General features: G+C 42.9%; 14 protein-coding genes. 6 read left to right on the top strand and 8 right to left on the bottom strand.

Annotated elements, in window-relative coordinates:
• Window positions 1-7: 7 nt before the first annotated feature.
• Together VFDL14_RS06830 and helD are read right to left on the bottom strand one after the other, a co-directional pair.
• Window positions 8-358 carry a VOC family protein gene (locus VFDL14_RS06830; RefSeq protein WP_032552292.1) on the bottom strand — a complete coding sequence of 117 codons (351 nt, stop codon included), beginning with the start codon at window positions 356-358 and terminating at the stop codon, window positions 8-10.
• 38 nt (window positions 359-396) lie between these two features.
• Window positions 397-2472 carry a DNA helicase IV gene (helD, locus tag VFDL14_RS06835; RefSeq protein WP_032552290.1) on the bottom strand — a complete coding sequence of 692 codons (2076 nt, stop codon included), beginning with the start codon at window positions 2470-2472 and terminating at the stop codon, window positions 397-399.
• A gap of 176 nt (window positions 2473-2648) precedes the next feature.
• Between helD and yccS the strand changes: the two genes are divergently transcribed.
• The 5 genes from yccS (at window position 2649) to VFDL14_RS06850 (ending at window position 8374) form a co-directional block, all read left to right on the top strand.
• Window positions 2649-4811 (top strand): YccS family putative transporter, encoded by a 2163-nt coding sequence (gene yccS / locus VFDL14_RS0123325; protein WP_032552289.1) that lies wholly within the window; start codon window positions 2649-2651, stop codon window positions 4809-4811.
• 376 nt (window positions 4812-5187) lie between these two features.
• On the top strand, window positions 5188-5361 hold the full coding sequence (locus VFDL14_RS24735; RefSeq protein ID WP_167332351.1) for a hypothetical protein: 174 nt from the start codon (window positions 5188-5190) through the stop codon (window positions 5359-5361).
• Window positions 5362-5670: 309 nt separating this feature from the next.
• Entirely contained in the window at window positions 5671-5991 is a 321-nt protein-coding gene (locus tag VFDL14_RS06840; protein WP_032552287.1) for a hypothetical protein, read from the top strand.
• A gap of 166 nt (window positions 5992-6157) precedes the next feature.
• Window positions 6158-7417, top strand: coding sequence for a hydroxymethylglutaryl-CoA reductase (locus tag VFDL14_RS06845; protein WP_032552286.1), 1260 nt, complete (start codon window positions 6158-6160; stop codon window positions 7415-7417).
• Between the two features lie 33 nt (window positions 7418-7450).
• Window positions 7451-8374, top strand: coding sequence for a LysR family transcriptional regulator (locus VFDL14_RS06850; RefSeq protein ID WP_032552285.1), 924 nt, complete (start codon window positions 7451-7453; stop codon window positions 8372-8374).
• A gap of 448 nt (window positions 8375-8822) precedes the next feature.
• Here VFDL14_RS06850 and VFDL14_RS06855 read toward each other — a convergent pair whose 3' ends face one another.
• From VFDL14_RS06855 to VFDL14_RS06870, 5 genes are all read right to left on the bottom strand, one after another.
• Window positions 8823-9341 (bottom strand): hypothetical protein, encoded by a 519-nt coding sequence (locus tag VFDL14_RS06855; RefSeq protein ID WP_032552283.1) that lies wholly within the window; start codon window positions 9339-9341, stop codon window positions 8823-8825.
• A 607-nt stretch (window positions 9342-9948) separates the two neighbouring features.
• A complete protein-coding gene (locus VFDL14_RS06860) occupies window positions 9949-10275 on the bottom strand; it encodes an SMI1/KNR4 family protein (protein ID WP_032552282.1) in 327 nt (108 codons plus the stop codon).
• Between the two features lie 97 nt (window positions 10276-10372).
• Window positions 10373-10777: a hypothetical protein gene (locus VFDL14_RS23675; RefSeq protein WP_050487448.1), complete on the bottom strand. Its 405-nt coding sequence runs from the start codon at window positions 10775-10777 to the stop codon at window positions 10373-10375.
• A 128-nt stretch (window positions 10778-10905) separates the two neighbouring features.
• Window positions 10906-11676 (bottom strand): hypothetical protein, encoded by a 771-nt coding sequence (locus VFDL14_RS06865; RefSeq protein ID WP_032552280.1) that lies wholly within the window; start codon window positions 11674-11676, stop codon window positions 10906-10908.
• A gap of 128 nt (window positions 11677-11804) precedes the next feature.
• Window positions 11805-12311 carry a DUF2199 domain-containing protein gene (locus tag VFDL14_RS06870; protein WP_032552279.1) on the bottom strand — a complete coding sequence of 169 codons (507 nt, stop codon included), beginning with the start codon at window positions 12309-12311 and terminating at the stop codon, window positions 11805-11807.
• 334 nt (window positions 12312-12645) lie between these two features.
• On the opposite strand from VFDL14_RS06870, the gene VFDL14_RS06875 reads away from it, so the two are divergent.
• The gene (locus VFDL14_RS06875) at window positions 12646-13602 is read left to right on the top strand and encodes an IS110 family transposase (RefSeq protein WP_032552277.1); all 957 of its coding nucleotides are present in this window, start codon (window positions 12646-12648) and stop codon (window positions 13600-13602) included.
• 469 nt (window positions 13603-14071) lie between these two features.
• Here VFDL14_RS06875 and VFDL14_RS06880 read toward each other — a convergent pair whose 3' ends face one another.
• A complete protein-coding gene (locus VFDL14_RS06880) occupies window positions 14072-14488 on the bottom strand; it encodes an Imm26 family immunity protein (protein WP_032552276.1) in 417 nt (138 codons plus the stop codon).
• Window positions 14489-14598: the final 110 nt, after the last annotated feature.

Here is a 14598-nt window from a genome sequence, read left to right as displayed (position 1 = left end):
ATAGAGCTTACTTATCGCTCCACACCGCCATTTCATTCCCACTTGGTTCGCAGAAATGAAAACGTCGGCCGCCCGGAAAAGCAAAGATGTCTCGCTTAATCATGCCACCCGCTTCCACTATTTCTTGCTCAGTCTGTTCTAAACCTTGGCTGTAAAACACCATCAGAGCACCACCAGCGCTCGCGTCACAAGCTAACTCAGACTGATAAAAACCACCCATCAACCCTTTAGCAGTAAAAGCCGTGTACTCTGGCCCATAATCTTCAAACTGCCACTGAAATACGGATTCAAAGAACGCTTTGGTCTTGTCTAAATCTTTTGCTGCAAACTCAATGTAATTGATCGAACCATGTTCCATTTCGGCCTCCTTACCAAAAATGTTGGCTTGGCTACGGTTTATTTTTTACGGACAACCGGATAATCCGATTGATGCAATTCTTGTACAAAGCCAGAACCATCACCACTGTGAGTAATCCAGACTTTTTCCTTTGCTCGTGTCATTGCGACGTAGAACAGTCTTCTCTCTTCAGCATAAGGGAAATTATCTGAAGACTCTGTTAATGCGCCATCAATATGAAGCTGTTTCTTCTTCGTTGGGAATTGCCCTTCATCTACACAAAGAATGATCACGAAGTCAGCTTCTTTACCTTTACTTGCGTGGCAGGTCATAAAACTCATGTCTAGTGACGTGTAAATCTTCTGCCAATCCGCTAACAACTCAGGTTTATGATAATGGTTGCGCCCTAGCAGCAATACTGACTTAGTCGCATTTCCTTTTACTTGGCGGTTGAGCTGATCGAGGATCTTCTCAACATCTTTACTCGGTGCTGTATAAACCGCCTTCTGCTTCTGCTGCTTAAAGCTATTGAGCTCTTTCGGCAGTTGAATCGGGTTCTCTTGCACAAATCGATTCGCAACCGCGCCTAATTGGTTATTAAAACGATAAGTTGTGTCTAAATGATGAATCGTCGAACTTTCAAATCGATCTTTAAAACCTGTGGTCAGATCGACATCCGCACCAGCAAACTGATAGATAGATTGCCAGTCATCACCCACCGCAAAGATAGACGCTTGATGTTCCGCTTTGGTTTGATTACATAGAGCTTCAACTAGAGCCAAGCGGTCTGGAGAGATATCTTGGTACTCGTCGATCATGATGAACTTCCAAGGCGAGATAAATCGTCCTTTTTCCACGTATTGAGTGGCGCGGCTAATCATCATCGAGAAATCGATTTGATTCTGCTCTTTCAGATTCTTCTGCCAAGCGGTCACACACGGCCAGCAAAGCGCAAGCTCACTATTCAAACGGGTATAATCTGGGTGATCGATAAGCTGCTGCTGAACCTCTTTTTTGGTTAAGCCCGAGCTATTGAGTTGCTCTAATTGCTTCTCTAACCATCCAATTAGCTTAAGGTTGGAAACGTGGCTACCCAGCTCTTCATCACCTTTCAGGTAAGCAATAGGCCATTTAGCGAGGTGTTTTTGCCAACGCTTAAAGTTAGTTGGTGTCATCCAGTGCTTTTTCAACCAGTCGATACACCAAGCTTGACGCTGGTTACTGTCCAATGTCAATGGAGAAATGGTCACGGGTTCATTCTCAACGTGGTTAAGGATCTTGAGTCCTAACTGGTGGAATGTCTTCACCTGCACTTTTTCGGCTGAGAGGCCAATCTTGCTATCTAGGCGCTGTTTCATCTCGTCAGCAGCCTCACGACCAAACGCCAGCAATAACATTTCCTCTGCGTGAGCTTGATGACTCTGCAGCAGATAAGCTACACGGGCGGTAAGAACACTGGTTTTACCCGAACCAGCACCCGCCAAAATCAAGTTATGATCGTCGTTCATCAACACCGCATATTGCTGAGAAAGGTTAAGTGGTGAAGACTCGCACTGCGCAAATAACACTTCCCAGTTTTGACGTTCGCGATCGAGCCATAGTCGGTTGCGCTCAGCTTGCTGCTCTTCCGTATCGAGTAACCATGGAGAAAGGCGGGCGATTCGTTTGGGCATGCGCAGAGCAGCTTCATCAAGGGTCATCACCATCGATTCTAAGCCTTGATTGACTTTATTTACCCATTGATCGACTTGAGAGTGCGGCAAAAAAGCTGGGAGTTGCTCAAGACGTGTTAGCTCAGCTTCCCATTCAGGTACATGTTCTGCCAATTGTTCACATTGAGTATCGTGCCACTGCTGGTAAGCAGTTACGGCGCTACGAGCAAATTGTCGGCACTCATCCCATGGCAAACCTTGAACTAGCCAGCTGCGTTGTTTTCCTTCATGCGTATTGGCAAAGAACTGCAATGATCCCCAAAACAAACCGCGTTTTATCGCGACCTTACCACTCCATATCGTGAACGGGATACGCTCCTCGCTACCAACAGATGAGAGAAGTAAACGTGAGCCATCGAGCTCAACTTGATGATATTCATTTTGGATAAAAAACTGTGCAGTCTTATTTGCGCTTAGCTGCATTGGGCTTGCTCTTAATTGGGAGATAGTGAATTTATATCATGTTGCAATAAGAATTAATAATATCCCATTTCTTATCGCCGTTTTCATGACCACCTGGAGTTAATTATGAATTAGTATCAAATTCTTGTGCTTGATTTCTGTTAGGATTATGTTTTTAGCTTGAATAGCGAGCGACTGTGAACTTCTCCGATAATTTACGCCTCTACTGGGCGAACAAAACCATAAATTACAGCGTCCTCATTCTTATCACCTTATTGGGTGTCGTGGTGCCCGCTTGGTACTACGAACAAAATACGTTAATCACCCCTCTCATTCTTGGCGTTATTGCCGCCGCATTGGCTGAAAGTGACGATAGCTTTACCGGAAGGCTCAAAGCACTCACATTAACCTTTATCTGTTTTGCCATTGCTGCTTTTTCCATAGAACTGCTTTTCGAAACGCCATGGCTATTCGCGATTGGCTTGTTCACGTCGACATTCGCATTCATCATGCTTGGTGCTATTGGTCCTAAATACGCCAGTATCGCTTTTGGCTCTCTGCTTGTGGCTATTTACACCATGCTAGGTGCACACGAAAGCACTAATTTGTGGTTCCAGCCATTGTTACTGTTAACCGGTGCGGCTTGGTACTACTTTATGTCGATGATTTGGCAAATCGTTTGGCCAATGCAGCCTGTACAACAAAACCTTGCGACCGTTTTTGACCAGATTGGCAACTACATGGAGTCTAAGGCGGAATTATTCTATCCAGTTACCGATCTAGTCCCTCAACCACACCGCATTATTGAAGCGAAACTCAACGCAAGCACAGTTAATGCCCTCAATATGTGTAAAGCCACGCTGCTGAATCGCTCTAAGCGAGGCCACATTGATGGGCCAAGCGACCGCTTTCTTAATACCTATTTCATCGCCCAAGATATCCATGAGCGCGTCAGCTCTACCCACTATCGCTATCAAGAGCTGGCGAAACACTTTGAACGATCAGACGTACTATTCCGCTTTAAATATCTACTAGAGGCACAAGCAAAAGCCTGTCATGAGATCGCGAGTTCTCTGAAAGTCGGGGCGGAATATCAACACAGTGACAAGTCAGTACTGGCTTTAGATGAGTTGATGTCTTCTTTAAACCACCTTCATCAACAAAACCGTCCGGAATGGAAACCACTGCTTAGTCAGCTCGATTTCCTATTTAACAACTTAGCGACAGTAGAAAAGCAGCTATCAAACATCAATAACCCAGATGCCGAGAAGCTTGAAGAAGATGTGTTAGATGACACCAACCCTCACACTCTAAAGGCTATGTGGCATAGAATACGCGCCAACCTAAACAAGGATTCGATGCTATTTCGTCATGCTATACGTATGGCGGTGACGCTGACGTTGGGTTATGGAATCATTCAGGGCTTCGAGATTGAGCGAGGTTACTGGATCCTGCTAACGACTCTTTTTGTGTGTCAGCCAAACTACAGTGCGACTCGTCAAAAGCTCACTGCGCGTGTGATTGGTACCGTGGCCGGCCTGTTGATTGGTGTCCCACTGCTGACTTTCTTCCCATCTCAAGAGAGTCAACTGGTGTTTATCGTGGTCAGCGGTGTGATGTTCTTTGCGTTCCGTATTAATAACTACGGGTTTGCCACCGGATTCATCACGCTATTGGTGCTGTTCTGTTTCAATCAACTCGGTGAAGGCTATGCCGTGGTTCTGCCTCGACTTGCGGATACCTTTATTGGCTGTGCATTGGCCGTACTTGCGGTCGTTTACCTGTTCCCGGATTGGCAGTCGAAGCGTTTGCATAAAGTGATGGCCGATGCACTAGACGCCAATAAATCCTATCTGGCGCAGATCATTGGGCAATATCGTATCGGCAAGAAAGACAGCCTCAGCTATCGTATCGCTCGTCGTAGCGCGCACAACAACGATGCCAACTTAACCGTGGCGATTAGTAGCATGTTAGTAGAACCCGGCAAATATCGAACCTCAGTCGATGAGAGTTTTCGTTTCCTGACTCTCAACCATGCTCTACTTAGCTACATCTCCGCATTAGGCGCGCACAGAACACGTATTGATGATGAAGCGACTCACAAGCTAGTGCTAGATGCACATCGCGTTATTCACGAGCACTTAGATGCCCTGTACTCTCAACTTCATAGTCATAGTGAACAATGTGAAATCAAAAATAGCTACGACCCTGAATTGGATAATCGTTTGAGTGAATGGCGAGAAGAAGACGAAAGTTCTGTCCGAATGGTGTTGCAACAACTCCACCTTATCTACCGAATGCTGCCTGAATTGCATACCTTAGCAACTAAGTTTGCGGTTAAAGTAACGTTCAATAAATAGCTCAACAGAACGCTAAAAAACCATACAAAAACAAAGCCTATAACAAACAAAAAGATAGCTCAAAATTCATCCACCTTGAGCTATCTTTTTACTCTCAATGCCATACCATATAAATCAACAACTTACGAGCCAAACTCTAACAAGCCCCGTCATTACTGGCACCATCGAAATTTACATTACTAAAATCCTCTGACTTTGATTGACCGAGCACTAACTTTGCCTGACATTTCTCGGACAAAAATTGGTCACATAAACTTATAGTTGTCTTATAAATTGGAATCACAAAATATTTAGTGATTTTCCTATCATTTTACTGGATCTATGCTACTGGGGTACTATGCTTTTAGTAGCGTAACAGATGACGTAAGGCCGTATCATGAACGCACTACAATTCGAAGCTCTAAAACAGCAGATTCATCTACTGAGCAATCAACAACTTATCGCTCTGCAAGGTGAAATCGACGAGACAATCGACAGTAAAGTCGAAAATAAGCAACAACCTTTGCTTACGGACGAAGAAATGAAAGCACTAAGCGAGCTGTTTAGTTAATATCAATTCGACTAAACAGCTCCCTTATCTTCCCTACTGATCTACTATCAAGCGTTGCCTTCTTACCACGCCTGACAACTTATCAATATAGCAGTTCACTCACACGTCTCCACAAATCAGCCCGTTTATCATCTCTTCAATAGTTTGATGGATTGATTTCTTAGTACAATCCAGCCAGCACCGAATTTCCTATATCCTTCCCCTAACGACCACTTAGTTACAATTAACCTACTCATAGATCACACATTTCCCTTGCGTTCAATATTTAGCCAACCTAAACTCAAGTTAGGAATTTAACGAGGTCAATGAATGTCCATTTCAGGTATACATTCTGGTTACGCAATCATGCAGCAGTCTGCCAACATGGCGGAAGAAGCGACTGTGGAGCTGAATCAGCTTGCTCAGAATGAACCTCAGTTAGAGCAAGAAATGGCACCTAAAAGCGACCTCAGCTTTAATCAACTCCCTACTGCAGACCCACTTCAAAAAGGAACCGTTACTGAACCAATGCCTTCTCACAGCGATGCGCTAGTAAAACTCACACAAAGCGCCAGTTACAATCGCGTGGGCGCTTCTGTCATCGAGCGCCAGAATGAAGCCATTGGAAGCCTGTTAGACATTCATATCTAATATGGCGATTAACAGCTTGCTCATAATCTCTGAACAAAGCCTCGTGTTTCTTTGTCGATTGCTGCACAAACTGTAACTCATTATATCTGACGCTTGTTTCTCCCTCATTACTCGGTAGAATCAGCGCAAAATATCTCTTGCTGTTCCAACTGTACCAATAATAATTATGCCAAAACTCAACCTGCACCGTCGCGACTATGTTTCAATCTTAGGTGGCGATATCACCGCAGAAGAATTAGAACAAAAGCTTCAACCCCATTTCGACAAGCCAAGTAAAAAGCTGACTCCAAGCCCTTACTTGACTGAGAAAAACCTTACCCGCCGTTGGACAGCACTTGATAATGCAGAAAGCCAAGCTGAACTGCTTGACGCTCATACCCTTTCGCAATTTTCTGCCTACGAAAAAAACATCGAACACTTCATTGGCACCGTTAAAGTACCTGTCGGTATTTCTGGCCCACTGCGTGTAAACGGTCTGTTTGCCGAAGGCGATTATTTGGTGCCATTGGCGACGACAGAAGCTGCTCTCGTCGCTTCGTATAACCGTGGTTCTAAGCTTATTTCTGCTTGTGGTGGTGCAAGCGCGATGCTGCTCAATGAAGGTGTGACTCGCACTCCTGGGTTTGCCTTCGAGAACTTAGCTCAAGCTGGTCAATTCGTCGCATGGGTAGTGACGCAATACGACCACTTTAAAGCGCTTGCAGAATCTACGACATCGCACGGCAAACTCACTGACATCAGTTGCAACATCGAAGGCAACCACGTTTACCTTGTGTTTGAGTTTTTGACAGGCGACGCTTCTGGTCAAAACATGGTGACGATTGCTACCAATGCCGTGTTCGAGTACATCATTGAACATACACCCGTGAAACCTGACCATGCGTTTCTTGATGGCAATCTATCTGGCGACAAAAAAGCCAATACGCAGACGCTGCGCAGTGTGCGCGGTAAAAAAGTGACAGCAGAAGTGAATATTCCTGCGGAGTTGGTCGAGAAGTACCTTCATACAACCCCAGAGAAAATGGTTCAGTTTGGACAGATGACCACTGTCGGCGGCGCACTAAGTGGCACCATTGGTATCAATGCCCATTACGCGAATGCACTGGCTGCGCTCTATATCGCTTGCGGTCAAGATGCGGCATGTGTGGCTGAGTCGGCTATTGGTATGACTCGTATGGAACTCAACAAAGAAGGCGGCTTGTACGCTAGCGTCACCCTTCCGAACTTGATGCTCGGCACTGTGGGTGGTGGTACAGGTTTACCAAGCCAGAGAGCGTGTCTGGACTTATTAGGGCTACACGGCAACGGCAAATCGCAAGCGTTGGCAGAAGTGTGTGCAGCCCTCTGTTTGGCGGGCGAACTTTCTATTGTCGGTGCTTTCTGCGCTGGTCACTTTTCGCGTGCTCATCACAAGCTAGCGCGTTAGAATCCAGACTCGTTCTTTGATTCTGGAGTAGAGATGGATTATCTCCACCTATCGCGCGTTAGCCTTAAACACCTTACTGTTCTTCACGTTATGCTCAATACTCATAGCGTGACCCAAACTGCGGAACAGTTGTATGTAACGCCATCCAGTGTCAGTAAAACACTCTCTCAGCTTAGAGAGATTATTGATGATGAGCTTTTCTACCGCGATGGTACCAAGCTCATCCCTACTCCGTTTGCGCACCAAATCGCACCAACCGTACATGCCATTTTATCGAGCATGAACGGCCTTCTGCATCAAAAGAGCTTCGTTCCTGAGACTTACCAAGGCAGCTTCACCCTATCGATGCGTGAGAGTACCTTTGAAGTGTTTTCTCCAACCATCAGTCAGATCACCACTCAGTTAGCCCCTAATGCAGCGCTAAAGGTATACTCGAAACAGCAGTTCGGCTTTGACTCGCTTTTGAGCGGTAAAGTGAATGCTATTATACTGCCTCACGATATTTCACAGCCACCGACTGAAAGCAAAGAGTTGGTATGGAAGACCATCCTATCTGATGAGATGGTATGTTTGATGGGAGCAGAGCATCCACTAGCCAATACCGCGCTGACTATCGAGGACTACCTCAGCTATAAACACATCGGCATCTTTGATAACGAGCTTTCACAGCCCTTCTTTGAACAAAATTTGGTGCAGTGCCACAAACCTCGTGACGTCGCTATTTCGGTTGCTGACTTTGGCTCAGCCGCCGTGCTTTGCCATCAAACACCGTACTTATTTACCTGTTCAAAGTTATGGTCACAGAAAGCCCTGCAAGCCAAAGGGCTCATCGCGAAGCCATTGCCTTTCGATTATGGAAAAGTCGCATACAGCTTGGTATGGAATCGTCCAAACATGAATGATCAAGCAATGAAATGGCTATGTGATCAGTTCATCACGCCAGAGAAACCGTTTTAAACGTCGATGGACAACTAAGATCGAAACTTTTGGGGAGTAAGCACTGCTCCTGATGAAGCTGAGTTTTGGACAGAAACGCGTTTCGGAAAATCGAACATTAGTAAACCATGAATAAATAAAGGGGCTCAGATAGGCACCTCAGAAACATCTTCAATTTTTGCAACAAGCCCTTTTACATAGTATCTCGCCAAACTCTTAACAACTTCAGATCCAGTTTGTATAGACAAAGGGTGCACGCGTTTCAAATTGAGTCAGCCTGAATCAACTCAGAATTTAAAATGTGTACCTCTCAATTGCATTATCGCGTCTCATTAACTCTTCAATTCACATTTTTCGTCGCAATAGCCTACAAACGCATCAGTTGACTCATGAGTGATGGTTGCGTAAGCTGAAAATAAGGATAGCGCAACGAGTTGCTGGGCAATATTCTTTATGGTACCTGTCCTCGTTAGTAATCCTTTATATTTATGGCACCTTGTGACTCATTATAGTATGCCAATGCTCGCATATTTGTTGGGATTAGAGTTTCACCAACTTTAATCTCATCATCGTAAAAGAACATGCTAAACCCAGCATAATTCTTATCATTAATAAGAGCTTCCATTCCCACAACAACGCTAGACTGTTGTAGACTATCCAATGAAAGGTCATAGACACGGTGTTCGTCAGAATACATTTTTTCCGCCTCAGGATTTAGTGTTGATAGAAGAATAAACATCTGATTCCTAACAAAATAAATCCACTGCTCTTCTTCATAATTAAAGTTCGTATTCCTACTATCGAATGAAAATGTAATTAACACTCGATTGTCGACAGTTGAGTCAATACTCTTTACACACAACTGTTCCGTTTTTTCTTCACATGAATAGTAAAAATTTAATATTCCTGTCTCAGCCATATTTAACCTCTCAGCTGAAACAACATTTGATACTAAGACTAAAGCTATCAAAAATCTTGAAATATACATTAAGTCCTCCTTAATAAATTTTACGATTCTAACTAGGTTGCCTGATGGTCTTGAATCCTGAAAACTTGTGGCATCTCGAACTTTTAATGTCGTATCCAACACCCTCACATCACCTACGGATATACTCGTCCACTTCTAGTATCAACCACAGCATCTCGTTCCGTCAGCTTGTATTCTGTAACACAAATTGTCGTTTTTCACCCTTCGGAAACGCAGTCATTCTCATGTCAACTCAACTGATAATCAATAGATTACGACACATTGAGGGAAATTAGACTACAAGATGTCGCCTAATGACGGGGTGAACAGTTATCAAATCAATCGAATAAGTTTTAGTAGGGTAAACGCACGCCCTCTGAATTGAGTAGAGCATGTGTTCTAACAAGTTGGGATCAATTTCGAGCTAGATAATGCCATATGTTTGGAATCAGATTGTGACGACTTTGGACAACAATGTGCCAGATGTTCTGGTTAAATTAGCAAACCATCAATAACTACGAAGATGGCAAGTAGTAAAACTGACGTGCAGGACGCACAATTTAAGTATTTAGAGACTCAGGCTTGTGCAACACTTAGGACTTTACGTTGGCTACGCAAAGCTTAATCTTTATCTGTTAGAGCTTGTTTTTACACCATATAACTTTGCAAAATCTGGATCTATCCAGCTAGAAACTACTTGACCTTCGGATAGCTCAATACATCTAGGTTCAAAACAACTCTCCTCAAACTCTTGTAGTGAGGCACTAAGAAAAGTTCTACCCGATGTTTCGTGATCCCAGAAAAATACCCCCTGGGAATTTAGTATGAAGTAGTTTCCGCACTCATCTTCTGCAATTACACATACATCAGATAACTCTCCGGGTGTAGTCGCTTCCGTTTTCCGAAGAACTCCATACTCACAACCTGAAGAGTCGATGAAGATCTTTCCAAACATAAATATTACTCCTTAGAGCCTTAACGCCGCCAGCAGGGGCCGAAAAACCAGAGCGAAGCGGCGGCCTTTTGGTCCTTCTGGCTGGCCTTGTTAACTCTTACTTCCAGAATTGCCACCATTTTTTAGTTTCCTGACTCTCTGGAAGCTCATTATTACCTATGTAAGCTTTATCTGTTTGAGGGTCAAAAACGATAAGTTCATGTTGTTCGAGCAAACTCCAGACGAAATTACCTACCTCAGATGCACGGTTAAAAACCATGCTCACGATTATGTGACCTTCACCTTTATCGAAGCCGCATGACCAAGGACTGTCATCCACTTCATCATCGGAGAGAGTATCAATGCATGGATATTCATTTTCTAAGGCCGACATGAATGAATTAAGCGTCTCTGACTTCGGCCATGGGGGAGCTGCCCCTTCGCAGCTACTTAGATATGCAGCCCTAACTTCCGCCGTTGTGACACCTTCTTTTATGGAAAAGAAGCCTAAATCATAGCTCATACTCGAATTCCTTTATGGGATGTAGCGCCGTGCTCAGAGGCGCGAAAAGCTTGGCTAAAATTATCGACGAAGGAGCGCAAGCCAAGCTTTATGCGTCATACTTGAGCAACTTGTTAGATTTCATTTACCTATATGTAAATCTTGTCGCAATACAGACAATACTCATATTCCGTGAAGTTAAACTCAAAGTCATTTTTAAACATTGCATAATTTTGAGGAGTTATATCAAAACTATGATTTCCAGTATGTTCATCAGAAAGACCTAAACCTTTCTTTATTTTTTCTCGAGTCATGGTTTTAAGGATTGTTTCTTCTTCAACTAAGCTATCTCCATCTTCGTCAGCGCGACACGTTTGGATATAAAAATTACAACGTTTCATATCGTAAAGTGGTTCAAGTAGCTCAACAAACAATCCCGTTTTATTCATTTTTTCAATCGTGCTCTCATTTAAATTATTGCAACAGATATACATGTAGTAGTCCCAACCAAACCTAAGACTAAATTGTTCATTAATTTCTAATCTGCACCACAAAAACCCCCTTAAAATCATCTTGATTACAACTGTAAGGCAATCTATTTCGAGTTTCTTGTCTTCAAAGAGAGCAATATCCTTAAACTCTTCGCTAACTAACCACTGACTACTTTTATCCGAAAGGTTATCTTGTAGAAATCTAGATTCAAGATCTACTACTCGAAGGTGCTTAATGTGTTTAGACTGGAGGCACTCTATAACAGCATTTATATACTTTTCTTCAACTTCAAAGTATTCCGATGCTTTAAACTCAATTCCGTTAAATTTTTTCCCGACTTCTGACGGACATGTCCATTCATCAACTTTGTACTGCCCATCGGAATTTCTATTTTTAGGATCGTATTTTGTAATTCTAAAGTTCAACATTGCAAATGTTTACCATTGGTGGATTTGATAAAAGAAATCTAACGCCTGCGATAAGATCAAAGAATCAACAAAGCGCACCGACTCCATACCAAAGCCGCCGAGTGTAACGCATCATCTTGATTGCCTTGTTAGCCGTGCATGCACAATTCTGCGATTTTTTGAGCTTTTTCAACTGAAATACCATTGATATAGTCGGAATAAAATTCATGCTCTGTTTCATGAATAACTAGATATGGTCTTTCACCATCCATTCTAGGGCAAACATCTGTTGCCATTGCATAGGTACTCTCGTAATACGGGAGATAATTGCAAAGCCAACCGAAGTAATTCTTGTTCACATCAGGTTCTTCGTAAGTATCAAGATAGTGTTCATAACTTTCCCGACTTAGCGAAACCCAAACACCCCACAAAAATGGATCCGCCATACCTATGATAGGGATTTCAATAACAACTCGAGCAAAGTAATGATAACCATCCTGATCCTTGTAGTAACAAAGATCAGTTCCAAGTTTACCTGCTTCCTGTATTTCATCTGATTGCTCTAAGTATGGATCTGGAGCCCTAAATGAAAAGCTTGGTGATCCCTCATGAATTTCATCACAACTCGAACATTTAAAACTAAAAATTGCTGCCATATAATTTTTTCTCCAAACAGCTAAGGTATGAGCAACGCTACCGCTAAACCTAACCATGCCACCGTAAACACAAAACCCAACGATGGAATGAAAAATGCCAAGCGTTGGGAATCACTCTTAAATGCTTGTATGGATAATAAGCGCTCCAATCGGGTAAGGTGAGACCCAGACTTTAGCTGCAACTAAAGTTCTTCTATCTGGTAGTTCGATTAAATGCTGGTTCCTCTATCGAGAGACCGATAACAAGTACGAACGCCAGATAGAACTCCAAGCACCACACTCGAATAGTCTTCTGGGTCTCGAGCCCGCATTTGCAAGCAAGAGTTAGCTTATTATGAATACAAACACACTTCAAAACATTAATGTCGGCGTTGATACTGGCAAGTCACAATTAGACATTTATATTCGTCCTCTCGATATTTACTTCACCGTTCCCAATAATGAAAAAGGCATCAAGGAAGCAATTAGGACTATTACTAAACATAGACCTAGACGCGTTGTCATCGAAGCTACAGGCCGACTGGAAATGCCTTTCATATTCGCCTGTGATAAAGCGAAGTTACCCTATGTTATTGCGAACCCATTGCACGTTAAAAGATTTGCAGGAGCTATTGGGCGTCGAGCAAAAAACGACCGTCTAGATGCCGCTCTTATTGCCCATTTTGGTGAAGCTATACAACCTAAACTGACACAACTAAAGAGCGAAAACATACGACTAATGAGTGACTTAGTTACAAGACGTAATCAGTTACTGTCAATGCAAACGATGGAGAAAAACCGACAACAGATTTTACCTCAGAGCCTAGCATCCTCAATTAAACCAATCTTAACTGCCCTCAAAAATCAAATCGCCAAAGTTGAAGAAAAGATATCAAAACTCATCGATACCTGCCCTGAATACCAAGCTAAAAATGAGATACTACAAAGCATGCCAGGGATAGGGAAAATAGCATCAGCCTCAATCATCAGTAATGTTCCTGAACTCGGTTTTATCACCAATAAACAAGCCTCTTCTCTTATAGGCCTCGCTCCAATAACCAGAGAAAGTGGACGTCTCAAAGGCAAGCGGATGATCCAAGGTGGTCGTGCTCAAGTTCGCACAGTTTTATACATGGCAATGATGTCTGCCATCCAATGTAACCCTGTTTTTAAGGCGACTTATGAACGATTACTTGCGGCAGGAAAACCCAAAAAAGTAGCTATAGTTGCCTGCATGAGAAAGATGGTTGTGATCTTAAATTCGATGCTAAGAGATGGTGTTATGTGGGATAAGGATAGCGCCAAAAATTAACTATTGACGCCATAGTCTCTTGTTAGCATGCGGTTTAAAGATTAACTTCCCACTAAAACATACATTTACCAATTGTTACCTTCTATTATTTTATTATTTCTATAGAACTTCCCCACTGAAAGCAATACTCCACAAAAAGGTTGCTTTACCTCATTACATATTGTAATTTTTAGTCAGTTGTGGAGTTTATAGGCCGCATAGCCTGTGATAACAGAGCTTATATTCATTACAGCTAATGGTTGAAAGCCTATTGTGGATTCGAGATTCGGGCTACTATGCGGGATTCCGCCTCGTGGGCATTCTAGAGCTTTCAACCACACCCAGTATCCCATTGCAATTTGCTTGCTAACGCCCAATTAAGGGGTGAGCCACGCGACCACGATACTAAATTTGGGCGCTGTAAACACTAAACTTGACCCAAACCAAAAATGCCAAGCGTGGGGAATCCCTCTTAAATTGTTTGTTATGTTTAATTTTCAAACGCCATTCTTGCTTTAATCGCTTCAACGAGCTCCTCTGGCTTCCTCATTATTTGCCTTTCTATGCCGAAGGTTTCTGACTTAAAACAGTTTCTCATTGCACCCTTATGGTAAATTCTATACTTATTCGGATCTATAACATCTTGTATGTAAACTGGGGGTGCCCAAGCTTCTTCAGCACTTGAAAACTTAATATGACCCACAATTTTCCACTTCTTATTTTTTATTGAGCTATCAAAAAAACCTGAAAACATGAGAATATTATTTTTATATGCTTCTCTATATGAGCTTGTAGAGTCAGACAAAAACTCATAAATCGCAATCGTAGCGTCATTGTATACACGACCAAATACAAATTTATGTTGTTGAACTGGAATCGCGATCATGTCGCCGATTTTAATTTTCATGTATGACCTCTTAAACATAGACATAATGACCCCACGAGGTGCTAGCCTCCAATATCGTGGGTTAGCTAAAAGCCAGAGCCATAATTAGTGCGTCAAACAACTAAATTTGG

The sequence above is a fragment of the Vibrio fortis genome (genome assembly GCF_000695685.1).
In the GTDB taxonomy this organism is placed as follows: Bacteria; Pseudomonadota; Gammaproteobacteria; order Enterobacterales; family Vibrionaceae; genus Vibrio; species Vibrio fortis_A.
This window is presented reverse-complemented; position numbering and strand designations above follow the sequence as displayed.